The 23556-nt window shown below is 67.9% G+C and carries 23 protein-coding genes; 13 read left to right on the top strand and 10 right to left on the bottom strand.

All coding sequences use genetic code 11. The features are described 5' to 3' along the window. Positions 1 to 7 precede the first annotated feature (7 nt). Positions 8 to 316, top strand: a complete 309-nt coding sequence (locus WHX56_RS20985) for a DUF2160 domain-containing protein (protein ID WP_129240697.1) — start codon at positions 8 to 10, stop codon at positions 314 to 316. Positions 317 to 432: 116 nt separating this feature from the next. Next, positions 433 to 2163: an ABC transporter substrate-binding protein gene (locus WHX56_RS20980; protein WP_129240698.1), complete on the top strand. Its 1731-nt coding sequence runs from the start codon at positions 433 to 435 to the stop codon at positions 2161 to 2163. 33 nt (positions 2164 to 2196) lie between these two features. Here WHX56_RS20980 and WHX56_RS20975 read toward each other — a convergent pair whose 3' ends face one another. Beyond that, a complete protein-coding gene (locus WHX56_RS20975) occupies positions 2197 to 3099 on the bottom strand; it encodes a LysR family transcriptional regulator (protein ID WP_338878866.1) in 903 nt (300 codons plus the stop codon). A gap of 108 nt (positions 3100 to 3207) precedes the next feature. On the opposite strand from WHX56_RS20975, the gene WHX56_RS20970 reads away from it, so the two are divergent. From WHX56_RS20970 to WHX56_RS20935, 8 genes are all read left to right on the top strand, one after another. Further along, positions 3208 to 4206, top strand: a complete 999-nt coding sequence (locus WHX56_RS20970; RefSeq protein ID WP_129240700.1) for a Bug family tripartite tricarboxylate transporter substrate binding protein — start codon at positions 3208 to 3210, stop codon at positions 4204 to 4206. A gap of 43 nt (positions 4207 to 4249) precedes the next feature. Continuing rightward, the gene (locus WHX56_RS20965; protein WP_338878865.1) at positions 4250 to 5302 is read left to right on the top strand and encodes an Ldh family oxidoreductase; all 1053 of its coding nucleotides are present in this window, start codon (positions 4250 to 4252) and stop codon (positions 5300 to 5302) included. A gap of 32 nt (positions 5303 to 5334) precedes the next feature. Next, positions 5335 to 6306 (top strand): tripartite tricarboxylate transporter substrate binding protein, encoded by a 972-nt coding sequence (locus WHX56_RS20960; protein WP_338878864.1) that lies wholly within the window; start codon positions 5335 to 5337, stop codon positions 6304 to 6306. A gap of 3 nt (positions 6307 to 6309) precedes the next feature. Further along, the gene (locus tag WHX56_RS20955) at positions 6310 to 7080 is read left to right on the top strand and encodes an MBL fold metallo-hydrolase (RefSeq protein ID WP_338878863.1); all 771 of its coding nucleotides are present in this window, start codon (positions 6310 to 6312) and stop codon (positions 7078 to 7080) included. Positions 7081 to 7103: 23 nt separating this feature from the next. Beyond that, the gene (locus WHX56_RS20950; RefSeq protein ID WP_338878862.1) at positions 7104 to 7835 is read left to right on the top strand and encodes an ABC transporter substrate-binding protein; all 732 of its coding nucleotides are present in this window, start codon (positions 7104 to 7106) and stop codon (positions 7833 to 7835) included. Positions 7836 to 7938: 103 nt separating this feature from the next. Beyond that, positions 7939 to 8760 carry a glucose 1-dehydrogenase gene (locus tag WHX56_RS20945; RefSeq protein WP_287756116.1) on the top strand — a complete coding sequence of 274 codons (822 nt, stop codon included), beginning with the start codon at positions 7939 to 7941 and terminating at the stop codon, positions 8758 to 8760. Further along, positions 8760 to 10580 (top strand): glycoside hydrolase family 15 protein, encoded by a 1821-nt coding sequence (locus WHX56_RS20940; protein ID WP_129240706.1) that lies wholly within the window; start codon positions 8760 to 8762, stop codon positions 10578 to 10580. The genes WHX56_RS20945 and WHX56_RS20940 overlap by 1 nt, the downstream gene beginning before the upstream one ends. A gap of 122 nt (positions 10581 to 10702) precedes the next feature. After that, entirely contained in the window at positions 10703 to 11830 is a 1128-nt protein-coding gene (locus WHX56_RS20935) for an acyl-CoA dehydrogenase family protein (protein WP_338878861.1), read from the top strand. Between the two features lie 57 nt (positions 11831 to 11887). Here the strand turns inward: WHX56_RS20935 and WHX56_RS20930 are convergent, their stop codons facing one another. The 8 genes from WHX56_RS20930 to WHX56_RS20895 all read right to left on the bottom strand — a co-directional run bounded on the left by WHX56_RS20930 (position 11888) and on the right by WHX56_RS20895 (position 18736). After that, complete coding sequence (locus WHX56_RS20930; RefSeq protein ID WP_338878860.1) at positions 11888 to 14266, bottom strand: TonB-dependent siderophore receptor; 2379 nt, start codon at positions 14264 to 14266, stop codon at positions 11888 to 11890. 96 nt (positions 14267 to 14362) lie between these two features. Then, positions 14363 to 15412, bottom strand: coding sequence for a FecR family protein (locus WHX56_RS20925; RefSeq protein ID WP_338878859.1), 1050 nt, complete (start codon positions 15410 to 15412; stop codon positions 14363 to 14365). Then, positions 15409 to 15996, bottom strand: coding sequence for a sigma-70 family RNA polymerase sigma factor (locus WHX56_RS20920; RefSeq protein ID WP_287756120.1), 588 nt, complete (start codon positions 15994 to 15996; stop codon positions 15409 to 15411). Before WHX56_RS20920 ends, WHX56_RS20925 begins: the two co-directional genes overlap by 4 nt. A gap of 124 nt (positions 15997 to 16120) precedes the next feature. After that, positions 16121 to 16498 (bottom strand): DUF2784 domain-containing protein, encoded by a 378-nt coding sequence (locus WHX56_RS20915; protein ID WP_338878858.1) that lies wholly within the window; start codon positions 16496 to 16498, stop codon positions 16121 to 16123. Between the two features lie 84 nt (positions 16499 to 16582). Further along, entirely contained in the window at positions 16583 to 17158 is a 576-nt protein-coding gene (locus WHX56_RS20910; RefSeq protein ID WP_338878857.1) for a restriction endonuclease, read from the bottom strand. A gap of 31 nt (positions 17159 to 17189) precedes the next feature. Beyond that, on the bottom strand, positions 17190 to 17438 hold the full coding sequence (locus WHX56_RS20905) for an RNA-binding S4 domain-containing protein (protein ID WP_338878856.1): 249 nt from the start codon (positions 17436 to 17438) through the stop codon (positions 17190 to 17192). Between the two features lie 33 nt (positions 17439 to 17471). Further along, entirely contained in the window at positions 17472 to 18143 is a 672-nt protein-coding gene (locus WHX56_RS20900) for a DUF502 domain-containing protein (RefSeq protein WP_129240713.1), read from the bottom strand. Between the two features lie 125 nt (positions 18144 to 18268). Next, the gene (locus tag WHX56_RS20895; protein WP_129240714.1) at positions 18269 to 18736 is read right to left on the bottom strand and encodes a winged helix-turn-helix transcriptional regulator; all 468 of its coding nucleotides are present in this window, start codon (positions 18734 to 18736) and stop codon (positions 18269 to 18271) included. Between the two features lie 135 nt (positions 18737 to 18871). Here WHX56_RS20895 and WHX56_RS20890 point away from each other — a divergent pair, with 135 nt between their 5' ends. Further along, positions 18872 to 20173: a D-amino acid dehydrogenase gene (locus WHX56_RS20890; protein WP_129240715.1), complete on the top strand. Its 1302-nt coding sequence runs from the start codon at positions 18872 to 18874 to the stop codon at positions 20171 to 20173. A gap of 68 nt (positions 20174 to 20241) precedes the next feature. Here the strand turns inward: WHX56_RS20890 and WHX56_RS20885 are convergent, their stop codons facing one another. After that, a complete protein-coding gene (locus WHX56_RS20885) occupies positions 20242 to 21123 on the bottom strand; it encodes a LysR family transcriptional regulator (protein WP_338878855.1) in 882 nt (293 codons plus the stop codon). Positions 21124 to 21311: 188 nt separating this feature from the next. On the opposite strand from WHX56_RS20885, the gene WHX56_RS20880 reads away from it, so the two are divergent. Beyond that, complete coding sequence (locus WHX56_RS20880) at positions 21312 to 22277, top strand: tripartite tricarboxylate transporter substrate binding protein (protein WP_338878854.1); 966 nt, start codon at positions 21312 to 21314, stop codon at positions 22275 to 22277. A gap of 30 nt (positions 22278 to 22307) precedes the next feature. Continuing rightward, positions 22308 to 23534 (top strand): CaiB/BaiF CoA-transferase family protein, encoded by a 1227-nt coding sequence (locus WHX56_RS20875; RefSeq protein WP_338878853.1) that lies wholly within the window; start codon positions 22308 to 22310, stop codon positions 23532 to 23534. Positions 23535 to 23556 lie beyond the last annotated feature (22 nt).

Genomic DNA, 23556 nt, shown 5'->3' with positions numbered 1-23556 from the left:
CTGCCCCATGTTTAGCTGGATGGTATGGACCACCCCCGTCGCCGTGTTCTTTTCCTGCATCGTCCTGATGCTGGTCGGCATGACGGTGTGGGAACTGAAATCGCCCACGGTCGAGCGCAAGGGATTCCTGCCCCTGCGCACCACCCGGGGCGACCGCCTGTTCATCGGCCTGATGGCGGCGGCCTGGGTCAACCTGGCCTTCGTGGGGTTCGGCGAGAAGGCGGCCGAATGGCTGTCGCTGGACGAGCCCCCGTCTGTGTGGATCGGGTTCGCCGCGTCGATGCTGGTGCTGGCGTTCGTCATGAGGAAGGGCTGAAGAGGGGCGCCAGACCCCTCTGTTATGCAATCGGTACGGAAGGACTATCGGCCAGCGTCTTCCCCGGCCCGCGGTCCGCAGCACACATAGGGGAAGGCTTATCGAGGAGACAGGTCATGAAATTGCGCATGCACGCCATGGCGGCCGCTATCGCCCTGATCGGAACGTCGGGAGCATGGGCCGGCGAGCCCGAGGCGAAGAAGTGGGTCGATTCGGAGTTCCAGCCCTCTACGCTGTCCAAGGACCAGCAGATGGCCGAGATGAAGTGGTTCATCGACGCCGCGGCCAGGCTCAAGGCAAAGGGAGTCAACGAAATCAGCGTGGTGTCCGAGACCATCACCACGCACGAGTACGAATCCAAGACGCTGGCCAAGGCCTTCACGGAGATCACCGGCATCAAGGTCAACCACGACCTGATCCAGGAAGGCGACGTCGTGGAGAAATTGCAGACGTCCATGCAGTCCGGGAAGTCCATCTACGACGGCTGGATCTCCGATTCGGACCTGATCGGCACCCATTACCGCTACGGCGCCATCCTGCCGCTGTCGGACTACATGGCCGGCGCGGGCAAGGAATGGACCAACCCCAACCTGGATCTCAAGGACTTCATCGGCACCAAGTTCACCACGGCGCCCGACGGCAAGCTCTACCAGTTGCCCGACCAGCAGTTCGCCAACGTGTACTGGTTCCGCGCGGACTGGTTCGCGCGCCAGGACCTGAAGGACAAGTTCAAGGCCAAGTACGGTTACGACCTGGGCGTGCCCACCAACTGGTCCGCCTACGAGGACATCGCCGACTTCTTCTCCAACGACGTCAAGGAACTGGACGGCAAGAAGGTCTACGGCCACATGGACTACGGCAAGAAGGACCCGTCGCTGGGCTGGCGCTTCACCGACGCCTGGCTGTCCATGGCCGGCGCCGCGGATAAGGGCCTGCCCAACGGCATGCCGGTGGACGAATGGGGCATCCGCGTGGCCGACGACAAGTGCACGCCGGTGGGCGCGTCGGTGGCCCGCGGCGGCGCCACCAACAGCCCGGCCGCGGTCTACGCCCTGACCAAGTACGTGGACTGGATGAAGAAGTACGCGCCGCAGCAGGCCATGGGCATGACCTTCTCGGAATCCGGCCCGGTGCCCGCCCAGGGGCAGATCGCCCAGCAGATCTTCTGGTACACGGCCTTCACCGCCGACATGACCAAGAAGGGCCTGCCGGTGGTCAACGACGACGGCACGCCGAAGTGGCGCATGGCCCCGTCGCCCTACGGCCCGTACTGGAAGGACGGCATGCAGAACGGCTACCAGGACGTGGGTTCCTGGACCTTCTTCAAATCCACCAACCCGGACAAGATGGCGGCGGCCTGGCTCTACGCGCAGTTCGTCACGTCCAAATCGGTGTCGCTGAAGAAGTCCATCACCGGCCTGACGTTCATCCGCGACAGCGACATCCACAGCGAGTTCTTCACCAAGAACGCGGCGAACTACGGCGGCCTGATCGAGTTCTACCGCAGCCCGGCGCGCGTGGCGTGGACGCCCACCGGCAACAACGTGCCCGACTATCCGAAGCTGGCGCAGCTCTGGTGGAAGAACGTCGCGACCGCGGTCACCGGAGAAAAGACGCCGCAGGCCGCCATGGACAGCCTGGCCAACGAAATGGACCAGGTCATGGCGCGGCTGGAGCGCGCCGGGATGGCGCAGTGCGCGCCGAAGCTGAACGCCCGGAGCGACCCCGCCAAGTGGCTGTCCGACCAGCACGCGCCCTGGAAGAAGCTCGCCAACGAAAAGCCCAAGGGCGAGACCATTCCTTATGAAAAGCTGCTGGACGCGTGGAAGGAGGGCAAGGTCAGGTAAGGGGCCGGGGCACCGGCATCCCTCGGGGCGCGCTCAGGCATCCTGCCGCGCCCCGACCCTGGCCGCCAACAGATCGTAGAACAGCTTGGCCACGGGATTGATCTCCTTGCCCCGGCAATGGATCAGTCCGATGGTCCGGGTGATGGCGGGCTCGCGCAGCGGCACGCTGACCAGCGCGGCGTGTTCCCCCGCGGGCATGGCGAGCCGCGGCACGACGCCCACGCCCAGGCCCGCTTCGACCATGCTGACCAGCGCCGGCACGTGCTGGACTTCACAGAAATGGCGGGGGCGCATGCCGCTGTGCGCCAGGGCCTGGTCGATCAGGAAGCGGTTGCCGCTGCCCTGGGCCAGGCTGATGTAGGGATGGGCGTTCAGGTCGGCCCAGGTGACCGACTCGCGCCTGGCGAACGGGTGCTCGCGGCTGACCGCCGCCACGAACGGTTCTTCCAGCAACGGCTTGAATTCGATGTCCGCGTCGTTCGCGCCGATGTAGGTCAGGCCGAAATCGGCATCGCCGCGCGCGACCGCCGTCAGGATCTGCGACGAGGACTCGTCGATGATCCGGATGCGGATGCGGGGATACTGCTCGTGATAGCTGCGGATCACGCCGGGCAGGAAGTAGGCCACCGCCGAGGGCACGCAGGCGATGGTGACCAGGCCCGACAGGCGCTCGGCCACGTCCTGTATGCCGACCAGGGCGCTTTCCAGTTCATTGAGCACGTTGCGCGCGCGCGGCACGAACCCGCGTCCCAAGGTCGTCAGTTCGACCTTGCGGGTGGTGCGCGTCAGCAACTGCACGCCGAGCGCGGCTTCCAGTTTGTCGGCGCGGCGCGACAGCGCGGACTGCGAAAGGTGCAGGGCTTCGGAAGCGGCCCGGAAGCTGCCCAGGTCCGCGACGGCCAGGAAGGCGCGCAGATCGGCCAAATCGAATTTCATGCGTTTTGGACAAGAATTGATCTAATTTTTGCACTTTACACTACTGTGCGCGCTGCGCATCATGTCTCCCAAGCCGCCCCGAGCGCGGCATTCACTGGAGACGACCCCATGATTCGCGTCCGCCGCCTACGCCGGCAGCTTGTTCTTGCGCTGGCCTGCGCCCCGTTGATGCTCTTGTCCGCGCCCGCCGCCCATGCCGAGGGCGGCGACTGGCCCCAGCGCCCGATCCGGCTGCTGGTGCCCTATGGCCCGGGCGGAAGCTCGGACGTCGTGGCCCGCGCCGTGGCCGTGGAAATGTCGCGCGACCTGGGCAAGCAGGTCATCGTGGAGAACAAGGGCGGCGGCCAGGGCATGATCGCGACGATGGAAGCGGCCCGCGCCGCGCCCGACGGCTACACGCTCATCCTGGGCCACGTGGGCACGCTGGCGGTGAACCCGTCCATGGTGCCCAAGCTGCCCTACGACCCGCGCCGCGACTTCGCGCCCATCGTGCTGCTGGCCAAGCTGCCGATGGTGTTCGCGGTGGGCGGCAAGGTCCAGGCGTCGACGCTGCCCGAATTCGTGGCCCTGGCGCGGGCCCGTCCCGGCGCCCTGAACTACGGATCCGCCGGGAACGGCAGCGCGGGCCATCTGGCGTTCGAGATGCTCAAGACGGCGACCGGCATCGACGTGGTCCACGTGCCCTACAAAGGGACCGGCGCCCAGGTGAGCGACCTGCTGGCCGGCAATATCGACGCCGCGGCGGCCGGCACTCCCGGGCTGCTGCCGCACGCCCAGGCGGGAAAGATCCGCATCGTGGCCGTGGGGTCGGAACGCCGCCTGCCGGTGCTGCCCGACGTGCCCACCGTGGCCGAGCAGGGCTATCCCGGATTCGAGAGTTCCCAATGGTTCGGCCTGCTGGCGCCCGCCGGCACGCCGGCGCCCGTGGTCGAACGCCTGCACCAGGCGGCCGTCAAGGCGCTGGGCACCGACTCCGTGCGCGAACGGCTTGCCCACGACGCGAGCGAAGCCTCCGGGGCCGGGCCCGCCGAATTCGCGGCCTTCATCGACGCCGAAGAGCGCCGCTGGGGGAAGGTGGTGCGCGACGCGCGCTTGTCCTCCGAATGACCCGACACCTCCGCATTTCCGTTACTTCCCAGGAAGCACATTCATGAGTACCCAACCGCAAGATACCCCCCCGATCCCCGAAGGCGAGCTGACCGAACTGGGCATGCGCGCATTCGAAAGCCTGGGCCTGCCGCGGCAGGACGCCGCCGACGTGGTCCAGGTGCTGGTGCTGGCGGACCTGTTCGGCCTGTCCACCCACGGCCTGAGCCGCATCGAATCGTACGGCGAACGGCTGAGCGTGGGCGGCATCAACCCCCGCGCCCATATCCGCGTGGAACGGCCCGCGCCCGGCCTGCGCCTGGTGGACGGCGACAACGGCGTGGGGCCGCTGGTCGGCATGCACGCCCTGCGCGCCGCGATGGAGGCGGCGAGCGAATGCGGGATCGGCATGGCCTTCGCGCGGCAAAGCAACCATTTCGGGCCCATTTCGCCCTATGGCCTGATCGCCGCGGAAGCGGGCTACGCCAGCATCATCGGCAGCAACGCGACCACCACTATCGCGCCCTGGGGCGGCACCGACGCGCGGGTGGGCAACAGCCCCATCGGCTTTGCGGTGCCGAATCCCGGCGGCGCCCATTTCCTGCTGGACATGGCCATGAGCGTGGTGGCGCGCGCCAAGATCCGCAATGCCTTGAAAGCGGGGCAGGAGATCCCGGACACCTGGGCCACCGACGCGGCCGGCAAGCCGACGACCAGCCCCAAGGCCGCGCTCGACGGCTTCCTGCTGCCGATCGGCGGGCACAAAGGCTACGGCCTGGCCTTGATGGTCGATCTGTTCGCGGGGCTGTTGTCCAACGCCGCCTACCTGACGCACGTGAAGTCATGGGTGGACGCGCCGGACCAGCCGCAGGACCTGGGGCATTTCTTCCTGCTGATCGATACGCGCCGGCTCGGGTCGGCGCAATGGCTCACCGAGCGCATGAACGATTTCGCCCGGATCCTGCATGACAGCGCGCCGGCGGATCCCGCAAGGCCCGTGATCCAGCCGGGCGAGATCGAACTGGCGAAGATGGCGCGGCAAAAGGAGCAGGGCATTTCGCTGAGCGCGGAAGTCCTGGCGCTGCTGCGCCGCCACGCGGACGCGCCGGCGGCCTGACGCCCGCCGGCAATACCAATACGGAGACAAACATGAAGAACATAGCCGCAATCGCCGCGACCGTGGCGGGCGCGCTGCTGACGGCATCCGCGCAGGCGGCGGGCTATCCCAGCAAGCCGGTGCGCGTGATCGTGCCTTACGTCGCGGGCGGCGCGGCCGACATCACGGCCCGCGTGATCGCGCAGAAAATGTCGGTCAGCATGGGCGCGGCCTTCGTCGTCGAGAACAAGCCCGGCGCCAACGGGATGATAGGCACGGACTACGTGGCCAAGGCGGCGCCGGACGGCTACACCTTGCTGCTGGACGCGAGCGGGCCGCTGGTCGTGAACCCGTCGCTGTATCGCAAGACGCCGTACGATCCCGTCGCGGACCTGGCGCCGATCAGCCAGATCACCAGCTACCAGTACGTGCTGGTCGTGCCGCAGCAATCGCCGATCCACAGCGTCGACGACCTGATCTCCGCCGCGCGCGCCAAGCCCGGACAACTGAGCTACGGTTCGGCGGGCGTGGGGGCGGGCGGCCACCTGGCCGGCGAGCTGCTGTCGGTCATGACGCAGACGCAACTGACGCACATCCCGTACAAGGGCAATGCGCAGGCCCTGACCGACGTGCTGGGCGGACAACTGAGCTTCACTTTCGATACCGTGGTGACGGCCACGCCGCACCTGCGCTCGGGCAAGCTGCGGGGCTATGCCGTGTCCGGCCCGCGCCGCGCCGAGGCCTTGCCCGATACTCCGACCATGGAGGAACTGGGATACCGGGACTTCGTGGTGACGCAGTTCCAGGGGCTGCTGGCGCCGGCGGGAACGGATCCGGAAATCATCGCGCGGCTGCACGAGGAAGTGGTGCGCGCCGCCCGCCTGCCCGACGTCGTCCAGAAGCTCCAGACCGAGGGCGGCAACGAGATCGTGGCGGGCACCCCGCAGGAATTCGCCAGCCAGATCCAGGAAGACCTGCTGCGCTACCGCAAGCTGATCGCCGATGCGCGCGTCCAGGCGGAGTAGGCCATGTACGACGTCGACGTATTGATACAGGGCTATCCGGGCCGTTCGCTGTGCCACGGCGGATTGGGCTGGAGCACGACGACGCTGCTGCGGGGCGGCGGCCGCAATATTCTGGTGGACGTGGGCGCCTTCGGCGTGCGGCACCTGCTGGGCCAGCACCTCGAGCGCTGCGGCGTGGCGGCGGCCGACATCACGGACGTGGTGCTGACGCATGCGCACTACGACCATGCCGTCAACTTCACGCTGTTTCCCAATGCCCAGGTCTGGATAGGCGAAGAGGAACTGGCCTGGGCGGCGGCCCAGCCTCCGGGATTCAATCCGCTGCCCGAGCTGTACGTGCGCGAGCTGGCGGTCTCGGAGCGCGTCCGCCGGATCCGCGACGGCGACGCATTCCTGCCCGGGATGCGCGCGATCGCCTCGCCGGGCCATACGCCCGGCCACCTGCTGTTCTACGTGGACGCCCGCCGGCAGCCGGTCCTGTTCACCGGGGACGCCGCCAAGAACCGCGCGGAATTGTTGTCGGGCAGCGTCAACGATACCGCGGACATGGCCGCCAGCCGCGCCACGCTGGAGCGCATCTGGGCGCTGTGGCGCAAGGTGCCCGGAACCTTGCTGGTGCCCGGCCACGACCTGGGCATGACGCTCGACGACGCCGGGCAGCCCGCCTACGTCGGGGAACGCCGCGCGGCGCTCAACGCCTGGTTCGGCGACACGCTGGAGCCGGTGCGCATCGACCTTTGCTGCGGCGGCGCCCTGGGCCGCTGCAGCGCCTGAACCCTTCTTCTTTGCTTGCAATCATGAAACTGGACAATCGCATCGTTTCCACCTTCGCGCCCACGGGCCGCCTGCGCGCTTCCATCAACCTGGGCAACCCCATCCTCGCGGGGCGCGATGCGTCCGGCCAGCCCGCGGGCGTGTCCGTCGACCTGGCGCGGGCGTTCGCGCGCAAGCTGGACGTTCCCCTGGACCTGGTCGTGCTGGACAGCGCGGGCGCGTCGGTGGAAACGGTAAGCCGGGAAGACGCCGACATCGGCTTTTTCGCCATCGATCCGCTGCGCGCCGCGGGCATCGCCTTCACCGACGCGTACGTGCTCATCCAGGGCGCCTACCTGGTGCGCGAGCAGTCGCCGCTGCGGGCGCTGGAAGAGGTCGACCGCGAGGGCCACCGCGTCACCGTCGGAAAGGGCAGCGCGTACGACCTGTTCCTGACGCGCGAACTGAAGCGGGCCACGATCACGCGCGCGCCGACTTCCCCGTCCGTCGTCGCCACGTTCCTGGCCGAGGGCGCCGACGTGGCCGCGGGCGTGCTCCAGCAACTGGAGGCGGACGCGCGGAAGCAAGCGGGCCTGCGGCTGCTGCCCGGCAGCTTCATGACCATACGGCAGGCGATGGGCCTGCCCCGGAGCCGGGGGGCCGAGGCGCAGAAGGCGCTGTCGGATTTCGTCGAAGAGATGAAGGCGAGCGGCTTCGTCGGGGAGGCGCTCGCGCGCCACGGCATCGCCGGGGCCGCCGTCGCGCCCGCCATGTAAAACCCTGTTGCGCATCGGGGTTGTGCCTGCGGAAGGGCGGGACTAACCTGATTGACTCGTACACCGAGCGGCGGCGCCAGGCGCGCGCCGCGCAGGAGGCGGCATGCGGCAGGGTTCAGACCTTCAAGGGCGCGTCGCGCTGGTCACCGGCGCGTCGTCGGGCATCGGCCGGGCCATCGCCATCGCGCTGGCCGAGGCGGGCGCGCGCGTGGTGGTCAATCACCGGGCGGGCGGCGATTCGCAGGCGCGCGCGGCCGTGGTGGTGGAAGACATCCAGCGCCTGGGCGGCCACGCCGTGGCCGCGGCGGCCGACATCAGCCGGGAAGCCGAGGTGGACCACCTGTTCGAACAGGCGGCTCGGCATTTCGGGCGGCTGGACATCCTCGTCAACAACGCGGGCATCGAGCATCCTTCGCCCATCGCCGACATGACGCTGGACGACTGGCGGCGGGTGATCGACGTGAACCTCACGGGCCATTTCCTCTGCGCCCGCGCGGCGGCCCGAGCTTTCGAGACGCAGCCCGCGGATCCGGCGCGGCAGGGCCTGGCCCAAGGCAACATTCTTTTCATCAGCTCGGTCCACGAAGTCATTCCCTGGGCGTTCCAGGTGAACTACGCGGCCTCCAAGGGCGGCGTGTCCCTGCTGATGAAATCCCTGGCCCAGGAACTGGCGCCCGCCAGGATCCGGGTCAATTCGATCGCGCCGGGCGCCATCCGCACCGCCATCAACCGGCCCGCCTGGGACACGCCCGACAGCCTGGCCAATCTGCTCAAGCTGATTCCCTACGGCCGCATCGGCGAACCCGAGGACGTGGCGCGCGCCGCGCTGTGGCTCGCCGGCGACGCGTCCGACTACGTCACGGGCACGACCCTGTTCGTGGATGGCGGAATGACGCTGTATCCGGAATTCCGCGGAGCGGGCTGATGTCCAAACCGCTGGAGGACTACGGGCTCATCGGCAACATGCTTTCCGCAGCGCTGGTCGCGCGCGACGGGTCCATCGACTGGCTCTGCCTGCCGCATTTCGATTCGCCGGCCTGCTTCGCGGCGCTGCTGGGCGACCAGCGCCACGGGCGCTGGCGCATCGCGCCGCACGACAAGGACGCCGCGGTCTCGCGGCGGTACGTGCCCGACACCGCCGTGCTGGAAACGCGCTACGAGACCGCCTCCGGGGCCGCCACGCTGTATGACTTCATGCCGCTCAGCGACGACGACGAGCGCGTGGACGTGGTGCGGGTCGTGCGCGGCGAATCGGGCCACGTGCAGATGGACATGGACCTGGTGCTGCGCTTCAACTACGGCCAGGCCGTGCCCTGGGTGCGGCGCCGCGACTACGGCCTGAGCGCCATCGCCGGGCCGGACGCGGTCGAACTGCATACGCCCGTGGAACTGGAAGGGCACGATCTGAAGACCACGGCGCGCTTCAGCGTGCACGAGGGGCGCGTGGTGCCTTTCACGCTGTCGTACCACCGTTCGCACCGCACTCCGCACTTCGTGCCGGACCGCGTCGAAAGCATGGACCGCACGATCTCCTGGTGGCAGGAATGGGCCAAGCGCTGCCACTGGGACGGGCCGGCGGACGCGCGGCGCGACGCGGTGCTGCGGTCGCTGATCACGCTGAAACTGCTGACCTTCCAGCCGACCGGCGGCATCATCGCCGCGCCCACGACCTCGCTGCCCGAGGCGCTGGGCGGCAACCGCAACTGGGACTACCGCCATTGCTGGCTGCGCGATTCGGCGCTGACCCTCTACGCGCTGCTGAACGCCGGCTACCGCGAAGAGGCCGAGGCGTGGCGGCAATGGCTGCTGCGGGCGGTGGCCGGGCACCCCGACCAACTTCAGATCCTGTATGGCATCGCTGGCGGGCGCTGGCTGCCGGAACTGGAGATTCCCTGGCTGCCGGGCTACGCGTCCAGCCTGCCGGTGCGCAGCGGCAACGGCGCATCGGGACAGAATCAGCTCGACGTCTACGGCGAACTCATCGAAACCCTGTACGCCGCGCGCGTGGCGGACCTGGCGCCGCTGGCCGAAGCGTGGCGCCTGCAGAAGGTGCTGCTGGAACCGCTGGCGCGCCGATGGATGGACCTGGACCACGGCATCTGGGAAGTGCGCGGCGAACGGCGCGCCTTCACGCATTCGCGGCTGATGTGCTGGGTGGCGTTCGACCGCGCGGTGAAGGGCTGCGAACGCTTCGGCCTGAAAGGCCCGGTGGCGGCGTGGCGCCGCCTGCGCGAACAGATCCGCGCCGACATCTGCGAACACGGCTACGACGCCGAGCGCGGCTGCTTCGTGCAGAGTTATGGGTCGGCGGCGCTGGACGCCAGCCTGCTGCTGATTCCCCAGGTGGGCTTCCTGCCCGCCGACGATCCGCGCGTGGCGGGCACGGTGCGGGCCATCGAGCGCGGGCTGTTGCACGACGGGCTGCTGCGGCGCTATTCCACGGACCATACCGACGACGGCCTGGAGGGCGAAGAGGGCGTGTTCCTCGCGTGCAGCTTCTGGCTGGCGGACGCCTACGTGATGCAGGGCCGGCTGGACGACGCCGAACGCCTTTTCGAGCGGCTGCTGTCGCTGCGCAACGACCTGGGCCTGCTGTCCGAGGAATACGACGTGGTCCGCAGGCGGCTGGTCGGCAATTTCCCGCAGGGCTTTTCGCACATCGGCCTGGTGAACACGGCCTACAACCTGAGCCGGGCGGTCGGCCCGGCCCGCCAGCGCGCCGAACAGGACGCGCCGCGCGCCTGAGAGCCGGCGGGCGCGGTATATTCTGGCAGTCATGCGGGGCCCCCACGACGGGCCCCGTTTTCGCGCAGACAGAGCCTGGCGGCGATCCCGCACGCCGGCCGGCGCACCCAGGAGAGACAAGCATGCTTTTGACGGAAGAACAGCAGAGCGTCCAGGAAATGGCGCGCCGGTTTGCGCAGGAACGCCTGGCGCCCGATTCGGAGCGCTGGGACCGCGACCATCACTATCCCGCCGACGCCATCGCCGAGATGGCGCAGCTCGGGTTCTTCGGCATGCTGGTGCCGGAGGAATGGGACGGCAACGACAGCGGCTACGTGTCGTACGCCGTTGCGCTGGAAGAGATCGCGGCGGGCAACGGCGCGTGCTCCACCATCATGAGCGTGCACAATTCGGTCGCCTGCATGCCCATCCTGAAATTCGGCACCGATGCGCAGAAGGAACAGTTCCTGCGGCCGCTGGCCCGCGGCGAGCACATCGGCGCTTTCGCGCTGACCGAGCCGCAGGCCGGCTCGGACGCCAGCAGCCTGCACACCCGCGCGCAGCGCGACGGCGACGGCTACGTGCTCAACGGCGCCAAGCAGTTCATCACGTCCGGCCGCAACGGCCAGACCGTGATCGTGTTCGCGGTGACCGACCCCGGCGCGGGCAAGCGCGGCATCTCCGCGTTCATCGTGCCCACCGACACCCCGGGCTACCAGGTGCTGCGGGTGGAGGACAAGCTGGGCCAGCACGCGTCGGACACCTGCCAGATCGCCTTCGAAGACCTGCGCATCCCGGCGGCCTACCGCCTGGGCGAGGAAGGCGAGGGCTACAGGATCGCCCTGTCCAACCTCGAAGGCGGCCGCATCGGCATCGCTTCGCAGTCGGTGGGCATGGCGCGGGCGGCGTTCGAATGCGCCCGCGACTACGCCCGCGACCGGCAGGCCTTCGGCAAGCCCATAATGGAACACCAGGCGGTGTCGTTCCGCCTGGCCGACATGGCCACGCAGATCCACGCCGCGCGCCAGATGGTGCTGCATGCCGCGGCCTTGCGCGCCGCTGGCCGGCCGGCCTTGACCGAGGCCTCGATGGCCAAGCTGTTCGCCTCCGAGATGGCCGAGCGGGTGTGTTCGGCGGCCATCCAGACGCTGGGCGGATACGGCTACCTGAAGGACTTCCCGGTGGAACGCATCTATCGCGACGTGCGCGTGTGCCAGATCTACGAAGGCACCAGCGACATCCAGCGGCTGGTCATCGCGCGCAACCTGTAGGCGGGGCGGCCGGCGGCGCGGGCCTCAGCCCGCGCCGCCGGCTCTCCCGCTTTGCGATCACCAGGTGTAGCGCGCCGTCAGGTTCACGTTGCGGCCGTATCCGTAGTAGCACCAGGTGATGCTGTTGCAGGCCGCGATGTACTCCTTGTCGAACAGGTTGTTCACGGTCAGCAGCAAGCGCCAGTTGCCGGTGGTGTAGTGGGCCTGCGCATCCACCAGCGTGTTGGAGCCGGTCTGCCATTCGTTGGCCGAATCCCCATAGCTGCTGCCGGTGTAGCGCACGCCGCCGCCCAGGCCGAAGCCGGGGGCGACGTCCTGCGGGAAGCGATAGTCCACCCACAACGCGGCCTGGTGCCGCGGCTGCGATTGCACCTGCTTGCCGATGGTGGCGGGGTCGGTGGACTTCTTGACCTCGGCGTCCGTATACGTGTAGCTGCCGATGACGGTCAGCCCATCGGCCACCTGCGCGCGGGCTTCCAGTTCGACGCCGCGCGAGCGGATCTCGCCCTGCTGGATCTGGTAGCCGAACACGGGCGCGTTCACGTCGGTGACCAGCACATTCTTCTGGCGCAGGTCATACACGGCCATCGTGTACAGCGATTCGCTGTTGGTCGGGCGGTACTTGAACCCCACCTCGACCTGCGAACCCGTCACGGGCACGAAGGGCGTGCCTGAATACGTGCGGCCGATGGCGGGCTCAAAGGACGTCGCGTACGAGACATAGGGCGAGAAGCCCGAATCGAACAGGTAGTTCAGACCCACGCGGCCCGACCACTTGCGGTCATCCTGCTTGCTGGAGGTGTTGGCCAGCCTGTCGTCGGTCTTGGTGTCCACCCAGTCGTGGCGGCCGGACAGGGTGGCGACCCAGCGGTCCCACCGGATCTGGTCCTGCACGTAGACGCCAAGCTGCTGCTGCGTTTGCAGCGTGTGCTGGGTATCGGCGGGCTTGACGATCGACTGCGTGCCGTAGACCGGATCGAAGGCGTCCAGCGTCGGCGCATCGAAGCCCATGCCGACGGCGTAGTCGTTGCGCGAGCGCTTGTAGTCGAAGCCCGCCAGCAGCGTGTGCGAAACGGGGCCCGTGTCCAGCTTGTACTCGGCCTGGTTGTCGATCGAGAACACGCGCGAGTCTTCGCGCGGGGTGTAGGTATAGCGGCTCAGGGTCCGCAGGCTGCCCGGCACGAAACCGAGCAGGCCCACGGAGGGATGGTCCACGTCGGCCCAGTTCATGCGCGCGTTCTGGCGCAGGGTGAGCTGCGGGTTCACGCGGTGCGCGAACAGGTAGCCGATCGACTGCGTGTTCTTTTCGTAGCGGTCAAAGCCCGGTTCGCCGCCGTAGAAGCTGGGGCCGATCTTGCCGTTGGGGTTGGGCAGGACGGTGCCTTCGGCGGGCAGGAAGCCGCCCCAGCCGCGCGAGCGCGCGCCTTGCAGCATCGCCAGCACGGTCAGGCTGGTATCGGTGCTGGGGTTCCAGGTGAGCGACGGCGCCAGGAGGTAGCGGCGGTCGTAGCCGTAGTCGCTGGGCGTGTCGCTGTCCCGCGCCAGGCCGACGACGCGGTACAGCACCTTGCCGTCCTCGGTCAGCGGGCCGGTGAAGTCCCCGCTGATTTCCTTGCGGTCGTCGGTGCCGTACGAAATGCCCAGTTCATGGGCGGCCTCGGCCTGGGGGCGCTTGCTGACGGCGTTGATGAAGCCGCTGGGCGGCAGCGCGCCGTACATGACGGAGGACGGTCCCTTGAGCACCTCGATGCGCTCCATCGCATAGGGCTCGTAGCGGGTGTTGGCCGTCCAGACGCCGTCGGGCAGGGGCAGGCCGTCCAGGTACTTGGCGGGCGCGAAGCCGCGCACGCGGATCCAGTCGCCGCGCGGGTCCTGGCCGTAGGCGGCCGACACCACGCCGGAGGTGTAGCGCAGCGATTCGTCGATGCCCGTCGCGCCCTGCAGTTCGATCTGCTCGCGCGTCACCACCGATACCGATTGCGGGGTTTCCAGCAGGTCGGTGTCGGTCTTGATGCCCGTGGAGGTGCGCCGGGCGACGGCGCCATAGACCGGGCTGGTGGCGGTTTCCTCGCTGCCGGTCACGGTGATCTGGTCCATCTGCTGGATGGCGCCGGCCGACGGGTCGCGCGAAATGACGACGGCCGAGCCATCGATCCGCGCGGTCAGACCGCTGCCCGCCAGAACGCGGTCGAACGCCGCGCGCACCGTCAGGTTGCCGGAGACGGCGGGGGCGTTCAAGCCCTGCACCAGGTCGCCGCGCACGATCAGGTCCAGGCCCGCCTGGCGGGCCAGGGCGTTCAGCGACTGGCCCAGCGGCTGGGCGGCCAGCGACATCTGGACGTGGGGTTCGGCCGTCTGGCCGTGGGCGGCGGGGCCGGCCAGGGCCAGGCAGAGCGCCAGCGTCAGCGGCGCGAACGTAAAACGGGGGTGATGCATGCAGGGCCTCGTCAAGTCATGAGAATGGATACATTTCTCATGTAGACGCGGCAGCGGCAAAAAACCCTAGGTCCGGCGTCTCGGATCTCGAAAAATTTATTGCGCGGGTTCGATGGACGGCAGCCCGTCGCGCGTGTCGATCCTCACCGGCAGGGCCTGGGGGAGCACCCGGTAGAAGGTGGCGAGGCTGCGGGTGTCGAAGCTGCCGGTCAGGCGCAAGGACGCCAGGCGCGGGTCGCCCAGGACCGGCACGGGGTGGCCGTAGCGGCCGAACTCGGCCAGGGCCTGCGCCAGCGTGGCGTTGTCGAACGCGACCCGGTGGTCCAGCCAGGGGGCCACGCTGGCGGCGTCGATCCGGGCGATACGGCCCGGCAGGCCGGACTCGTCCACCGTCATCTGCTGGCCCGCGGTCAGGTCGGTGACCTGCCGGTCGCGTCCGGGGCGCCAGAACTCCCACCACGCGGCGGGCGCCTCGGGGCCGACACGGACGTGCCCGGACGCGACGCCGACGTGCACGCCCGGATAGCCGGGCGTGGCCGGCGTATGGCGCACGCTGAAGCGCGTGCCGACGACGGTGACGCGCACGTTGCCCGTGACCACGTCGAACGGCCGGCCGGCGTCGCTCTGCACCTTGAACATGGCTTGGCCTTCCGCCATGCGCACTTCGCGGCGGCCCTTGGTGTAGAGGACCTCGACGCGGGTGGCGGTGTCCAGCGCGACCTGGCTGCCGTCGGGCAGCGTGATTTCCTGCTGCTGGCCGGGCGCCGTGGCGTAGCGCATCTGGTACTGGGGCGCGGACGGCGTCGCGAGCAGCGCGGCCACGGCCGCCACGGCACAGGCGGCCAGCGCGGCGCCCGCCAGGCGCCATCGGGCGCGCCGCTGCCGGTTCGGCTGGGCGGAGGCGGGGGGCGGACATTCCGCGCGCCACTGCGCCCGGGCGGTTTCGGGAACGGCGTCCAGCTCGCTCCAATCGCGCTCCCAGCGCGCATACGCCTGCGCGTGCAGCGGCGATGCGGCCTGCCACTCGCGAAAACGCGCTTCGGTTGCGGCGTCCGGAGAGTCCTTGCGGCGGATCAGCCAGTCGAGCGCGGCCTCGTCCGCCGAGGCTGTCGGTGCAAGCGTAGGCTGGGCGGGATTCATGGTCATGGCTGTAAAAATTCGGTGCTGGGGGCGGCGGATGGCCGTTCGCCCGCGCGCAGGTCCCATTCGGACTTGCCGCGCCGGCAGGCCAGCATCGCCACCTTGATGTGCTGTTCCACCATTTTGCGCGAAATATCCATGCGTTCGGCGATCTCGGCATGCGACAGGCCGTCGAAACGGTGCAGCACGAACGCCTGGCGGCAGCGCGGGGGCAGGGCGCGGATCACGTCCAGCATGGCGGCCACCGCTTGCGCGGACATGGCCGCCGCTTCCGGCTCGAAGGCCAAGGGGGCCGCCAGGTCGTCCAGGACGAGGTCGGCGTCCGGCTCGGCGTCGCTGCCGGTGGTCTGGCCGCGCACGACATTGCGGCGGTGCTGGTCGGTGATCAGATTGCGCGCCGTACGATACAGCAGCGCGCGCGGTTCCGTCACGTCGCGGTCTTTGCGCTGCGCCGACAGCACGCGCGCATAGGTTTCCTGGACAGCGTCGGCCGCCGCATCCGAATTCCCGATGATCCGGTTGCAGAAGTTCAGCAGTTCGCGGTAGTAGCGCTCCAGCACGGCAAGGCGGATAGGGTCTTGGTTGGACAAGCTATCGGCCTTGCGTGTCCGGCGGCCGTGTCGCTTCAGGGGTTTGTAATGAGAATTAATCTCTATTATCGCATAGCTGAAACGATGTCCGCCACGAAAGCGCGCGCCGCGTCCGGCGTCCGGATCAGGCGCGGGTCATGGGAAGCCGGCGCCGCCGCGCCCACAGGGTGTAGACGATGATATTCCCGGCGATCAGCAGCGCCGCCAGCACGACCTGCGTGGTTCTGGCGATGCCTTCGGGGTAGATGATGCCCAGGACGTAGTGTGCGATGAAGCCGCCGGCATAGCCTTCCTGCCCCGCCCGTTCGCGCAGCGATACCTCCAGCGGCGTCAGGGGGCATATCCAGCCCATGCCGATCACCATGGCGCCCCAGGCCAGCGCCGGCAGGTGCAGGAAGGCGACCCAGCGTTTCCACAGCGCAAGAAGGCCGCCGAACATCACAAAGGCGACAAAAAGGCCATGCGCGACAAGAACCAGGTCGGCAAGGATGCGATAGGTCATCGGCGTAGCTCTCGGGTGGATCGTTCCGCCCGCGACGGGGCGGAATGCGCCTTTAATCGTAAGCCGGTGCGCGCCGCGGCGGCGTCAGACCTTCAGGTCCCGCAGCAGCTTGGTCAGTTCCGGCGCCGTCATCAGGGACACGCCCTGCGACTTGGCGTATTGCAGCGCGTTGTCCGACACCTCGCCCAGCGCGATATAGATGGCTTCGCGCGCGCCGCGCTGCTCGCGCACCGCCTGAAGTTCGCGCAGCGGCTCGACCCCCACGCGCGCGGCTTTCCAGCGCTTGGCGCCGACGATGGCCACGTGGCCGTCCTTGCTGAGCGCGAAGTCGGCGCCGGGGACCTGCAGGCGCTGCACCTCGCAGCCGTCACGCCGGAAGCCCGCCTCGACGGTCCGGGAAAAATCCGCCCAGGACATGGCGGCCGCCGCCTCGGCCACGGCCTGCACGCGCGTGCCGGAGGGCGCGCGCAATTGCTTCCAGGCCGCCATGATGGCGATGACCGCGAACGGCACTGCGGCGAACACGCCCATCGCGGCGTATTCCAGGGGCAGGGCGGCAAAGCCGCCCGCCGACAGCAGCACGGCCACCCCGGCGCTCATCCACCACGGCGAGCGCAGCAGGACGGCGAAGATGGAGTTCTGGGACATCTTGAATTTCATGGCGGCTCGCGGCGTTGCTGGGACGGAAGGGTCAGGCGGGGTCGCCGTCGGCGGCCTCGGGGGCGCGCACCACGATGCGCGCGTCGCCGCAGGTGACGATCTGGTCGGCGCGGATCTTCGCCGTCTTGCGGGTTTCCACGACGCCGCCCACGCTCACGCGGCCCTCGGCCACGAGCATCTTGCCCGCGCCGCCGCTGTCGCACACGCCGGTGGCCTTCAGCAACTGGTTGACTTCAATATAGGGGCTGCCTTCGGCAAGCATGAATTCGATGATGGGCATGTCGCGCCTGGGGGATGAAAGAGGGATGGGGGCTCAGGCCTGGCCGCCGCTGCCGGCGCCCGGGGCGCCGGGGGCGTCGCCCGGAGGTTCCGGCACGGCGGGCGCGGCCGGCCGGTTATTGTTCTCGGCGCGCGCCATCCAGGCGATCAGGGACGAACGCATGGCTTCCTCGACGGACATCTGAATGGGCTGCACCCATTCCTGCGGCACGAAGACGGTATAGCCGCCGATCATGTAGCCCATCGGCAGGTAGACGGCCACCCGGCCGTCCTGGGAGAACCCTTCGGGCAGGCCTTCCATGCTGCGGCGGGTGACCAGCCCCACCAGTTCCAGTTGCTGGCCGGGCATGCGCAGGATCACGACCTGCTGGGCGGTGTTCTTGGAACTGGGCGAAAAATAGTCCGCGAAGCTCTTCAGGGACGAATAGATGCTCTTGACCACCGGCAGGTTGGTGAACGGCATTTCCAGCAGCGCCAGCACGCGCTGCACGCGCTCCTTGGACACCAGGTAGCCGATCGCGAGGATGCCGAGGATGCCCAGCGCCAGTCCCATGCCCGGCACGTAGAATCCGCCGATGAAAGGGCGCAGGAAGGTCAGCGCCACCGCTTCGGTCCAGGCCAGGAATATGTAGAGCAGGTAGATGGTCAGCGCCAGCGGCAGGACGGTGATCAGGCCGCGGAAGAAGTATTTGTAGAGACGAGTCATAGGCAAGGAAAAAAATGGGGTCGGTGCGCGGCGGCGCAAGCCGGAGGGCCGCCAGCATAGCAGCCGGCGCGGCGCCGTCCGGTAACAAACCGCGTGGAACGATGCCGCGCCAGCGCCGGGAGCCCCTAGCGGTCCACCGGCAGGTACAGGGTCTCCTTGATCTCCTCCATGACCACATAGCTGCGCGATTCGGCGGATGCCGGGAGGCGCTTGAGGATTTCGCCCAGGAGACGGCGGTATTCATTCATTTCGGTCAGGCGGGCCTTGACCAGGTAATCGAAGTCGCCCGAGACCAGGTGGCATTCCATCACCTCGGGCACGTACAGCAGTTCCTTCTTGACCTTGTCGAACACGTCGCCGGACTTGGCCGACAGCTTGATCTCCAGGAAGACCAGCAGGTTCTTGCCCAGCGCCGCGGGGTTGACGCGCGCATGGTAACCCGTGATGACCCCTTCGCGCTCCATGCGCTTGATGCGGTCGGAACAGGGGGTGGCCGACAGGTTGATCCGGTCGGCCAGTTCGGTCACCGAAATCCGGCCTTCACGCTGCAGAATATCCAGGATTTTCAGGTCGATACGGTCGAGGTCGCGCATTTCACTTCCGGCAATCGGAAAACAGGAAAGAGCCGGGAAAAACCACTGCCAAAGCGAATTTTTCAGTGCCTTTCACTGCAAGGAGGCTCATAGACTACCGAAATTCCTGCACAAAACCAAACACTGGAAAGAATCATGCATGTGATCGTCCTCGGCAGCGGCGTCATCGGCACCACGACCGCCTATTACCTGGCCCGCCAGGGCGCCAAAGTGACGGTGCTGGACCGCCAGCCCGCGGCGGCGCTGGAGACCAGCTACGCCAACGCGGGCCAGGTGTCGCCGGGCTATTCCACGCCCTGGGCCGCGCCGGGGATCCCCCTGAAGGCCATCAAGTGGCTGTTCCAGAAGCATGCGCCCCTGGCGATCCGCCTGGACGGCAGCCTCTACCAGTTGAAGTGGATGGCCGCCATGCTGGCCAATTGTTCGGCCGAGCGTTATTCGGTGAACAAGGAGCGCATGCTGCGCCTGTCCGAATACAGCCGCGACTGCCTGCGCGAACTGCGCGCGTCCACCGGCATCCACTATGAAGAGCGCACCCGCGGCACCTTGCAGTTGTTCCGCACGGAAGCCCAGTTGGAAGCCGCCCGCCGCGATATCGCCGTGCTCGAAGAAGTGGGCGTGCCCTATGAATTGCTGGACCGCAACCGCCTGGCCACGGCCGAGCCCGCGCTGGCGCGCTCCATGGAAAAGCTGTCCGGCGGCCTGCGCCTGCCCAACGACGAAACCGGCGACTGCCAGCTCTTCACCACGCGCCTGGCGGAAATGGCCGCGGGCCTGGGCGTGGAATTCCGCTACGGCCAATCGGTTTCCGGGCTGAACACCGCGGGCGGCCAGGTCACGGGCGTGCGCGTCGGCAACGAGGTCCTGACCGCGGACCGCTACGTCGCCGCGTTCGGCAGCTACACGCGCGGCTTCCTGGAGCCGTTGGGCCTGGACCTGCCGGTGTATCCGGTCAAGGGCTACTCGCTGACCATCCCCATGACGGACGAGTCCGCCGCGCCCGTTTCGACCATCCTGGACGAAACCTACAAAATCGCCGTGACGCGCTTCGACAAGCGCATCCGGGTAGGCGGCATGGCCGAGCTTTCGGGCTTCGACCTGCGCCTGAAGGACGCCCGCCGCAAGACGCTGGAACTGGTCGTGAACGACCTGTTCCCCGGCAGCGGCGACGTGGCCCGGGCCGAGTTCTGGACGGGCCTGCGCCCCATGACGCCGGACAGCACGCCGGTGGTCGGCCCGACCCGCTACGGCAACCTCTACCTGAACACCGGCCACGGCACGCTGGGCTGGACCATGGCCTGCGGCTCCGGCAAGCTGGTGGCCGACCTGGTCATGGGCCAGCGCCCCGCCATCCGCACCGAGGGCCTGGACCTGTCCCGCTACGACCGCAAGGCGGCGTCCAATCAGCGGCTGGTGCTGGGCGGCAAGGGCGCCTGATACCGGTCCCTTACCGGGCCCGGCCGGCGCGACATGCCGGCCGGGCCATTGTTTTTCTGTCGGGCGAACTAGCCTGGCGATGCCGCCAGGCAGGACAGCAGTGCCAGCACCGCGGGCTGTTCTTCGTCCTGGCGCCAGATGCCGCGCAGATCTGACAGGTTTGCGGCATGCGAAAGCGGGCGGCATGCCAGATTCGGCAACTGTACTTTTCCCAGCGACGCCGGCACCAGCGAGACGCCGAATTCGTGCGACACCAAGGTGGCGATCGTCAGCATGTTCCGGACTTTGTGCCGGATGTGCGGCGTGAAGCCGGCCTCCACGCAAAGCGAGAGAATCTTGTCGTAATAGCCCGGGGAAAAGTCTCTGGGAAATAGCACGAAGTCGTCATGCTGCAACTGCTGCAAGTCGATGATCTCCTGCCGCGCCAGCGCGTGCGTTTCCGGGAGCAGGCAGGCGAAGGCCTCGCGGTGCAGCACGCGCGAGGCGATGCCGGACGGCATGACGCGGGGATGCACGATTCCGATGTCGATCTGGCCTCGCTGCAATGCGTCGATCTGTTCGTAGCTGCTGAGTTCGTACAGCACTACTTCAACCTCCGGCCTCGTCGCCGCAAAGTCTCGTATGTCCGAGGCCAGGCTGGTCAGGAACGACGAACCCACGAAGCCGATGTGCACGACGCCCGCTTCGCCGCTGGCGGCCCGCCGCGCCTGCTCTTCTGCGCTGCGCGCCAGCGTCAACAGTTTCAGCGCTTCCCGATAAATCACTTTCCCCGCTTCCGTGAGCGCCACCTCGCGCGTGGTGCGCCGCAGCAGCTCCATGCCGAGCGACGCTTCCAGTTGGCGAATGTTGAAGCTGAGCGGCGGTTGGGTGATGGATAGCCGCTTGGCGGCTCTTCCGAAGTGCAGTTCCTCGGCGACGGCGACGAAGTACCGAAGTTGGCGCAGATCCATGGGCAACTCGTGGGTTGGGGACGCGGCGATCGCTCGTCGCGGCGGCCAAAGATTAATCCAATATCAATATGAATAGCACGAAAAAATATATTGGACGAGAAAAATCACGACGCGAATAATGGGTTTCACCGCAGCGGTACGCGGCAATGAATCGGGGCGCAGACCCGCGATCCACCAAGGAGACTGTTTTGCGTATCAATACCCTAATCCCGCTTGTCGCTGCCTTGTCGCTGACCGCCACCGCGCAGGCCCAGGACTATCCCCGCATGCCCATCCGGCTCATCGTGCCGTATTCGGCGGGCGGCATGACGGACGTGGTGGCGCGCGTCATCGGCCAGAAACTGGGTGAACGGCTGGGCCAGCCCGTGATCGTGGAGAACCGCGCCGGCGCGGCCACCATCATCGGCGCCGAAATGGTGGCCAACGCCAAGCCCGATGGCTACACCTTGCTGGCGGCGACCAACACGACCCTGACGATCAATCCCTGGCTGTATCCCAAGCTGCCCTACGACGCGGTCAAGAGCTTCGCACCGATTGCGCTGATCGCCACCACGCCCAGCGTCATCGTGGTCAATCCGAAAGTGCCCGTCCAAACGCTGCAGCAGCTCGTGGATCTGGCCCGGGCCAAGCCCGGCGAACTGAGCTACGCCTCATATGGGAACGGTTCGACGGCCCACCTGGCAGGCGAAATGCTGCGGTCCAGGACCAAGAGCAATTTCTTGCACGTCCCGTACAAGGGCAGCGCGCCGGCAAAGGCCGCGGTGATGGGCGGCGAGGTCTCCGTCACGTTCGAGCCCGCGTTCACCGGTTTGCCGCAAATCCAGGCGGGCAAGCTGACTGCCCTGGCCGTGATGAGCGACAAGCGTTCCGCGGTGCTGCCGGACCTGTCCACCACCGCGGAACTGGGCTATCCCGACATGAAGATGTCCGCCTGGGTCGGGATCCTGGCGCCGTCGGGCACGCCGCCTGCCATTGTCCAGACCTTGAGCGGCACGATCGAGCAAATCATGGCGCAGCCCGATGTGCGCGAAGCCCTGCTGCGCACGGGAGGAGAGCCCGTGGGCTATTTGGGAGACGCGTTCAGCGCCTACATGCGCGACGAAAGCGCCCGCTACGGGCGCGTGATCGCAGACGCGCACATCCGCATCGACTAATGGCGTGCCCGCGGGCACCGGATCCTGGACATGACGATCAAACCGCTTTCCCACATACGCGTGCTGGACCTGACCCGGGTGCTGGCGGGCCCCTGGTGCACCCAGAATCTTGCCGACCTGGGCGCCGAGGTCATCAAGATCGAACGCCCCGGCACCGGGGACGATACCCGCGGCTGGGGCCCGCCGTGGATGCCGGGCGCCCAGGGGCAGCAGCGAGAGGACTCCGGCTACTACGCATCGGCCAACCGCGGCAAGAAGTCCGTGACCGTGGATATCTCCACCGCGCAGGGCCAGGACATCGTGCGCGGGCTGGCCGCGCAGTGCGATGTGCTGGTCGAGAACTACAAGGTCGGCACCCTGGCGCGCTATGGCCTGGGCTACGAGGACCTGCGCGCCGACCATCCTTCGCTGGTTTATTGCTCGATCACGGGCTTCGGCCAGACGGGACCTTATCGGCACCGCCCGGGATACGACTTCATTTTCCAGGGCATGGGAGGTTTGATGAGCGTGACCGGCGAAGCCGACGGGCTGCCGGGCGGCGGCCCGCAGAAAGTGGGCGTCGCGGTTGCGGACATTACGACGGGCATGTACGCCAGCCTGGCGATCGCGGCGGCGTTGGCCTGGCGCGAGCGCAGCGGGCAAGGGCAGCATATCGACATGGCCCTGCTGGATTGCATCCTGGCCTTCGGCAGCAATCCCGCCGTCAATCATCTGGTGTCCGGCAAGGAGCCCAAGCGCTACGGCAACGCGCATGCCAACGCGGTGCCGTACCAGGTCTTCGATACGCGGGACGGGCGATTGATCGTGGCCGTGGGCAACGACAGCCAGTTCGCGGCCTATTGCCAGGAAATCCAGCGGCCGGACCTGGCGCTGGACCCGCGCTATGCCAAGGTCAGCGGCCGCCTCGTTCATCGCGACACGCTGCTGCCCCAGTTGTCGCGGGCGATGGCGATGGATACCACCGCCTCCTGGCAGGAGCGGCTGGAGCGCGCGGGCGTGCCCTGCGGACCCATCAACACCTTTTCCGAGACCTTCGCGGACCCGCAGGTGGTGCACCGGAAGCTGAGGGTGGACTTGCCGCTATCCACGGGCGGCACATGCCCTGGCATCGCCAGCCCGATGCGCTTCTCGGAGACGCCGCTGGACCACACGCTGGGCCCCCCGGCCCTGGGCGAGCACACGCAAGACGTGCTGACGCAGCGCCTTGGCCTGCCGGAGGCGGCGCTGACGCAGTTGCGCGCCGCCGGCGTGATCTGAGCCTTTCCCTGCGTGATGTACC

Source organism: Achromobacter veterisilvae (assembly GCF_037619525.1).
Lineage (GTDB): Bacteria > Pseudomonadota > Gammaproteobacteria > Burkholderiales > Burkholderiaceae_B > Achromobacter > Achromobacter veterisilvae.
Note: the sequence above shows the minus strand (reverse complement) of the source record. Positions and strands in the feature narration are given on the sequence as shown.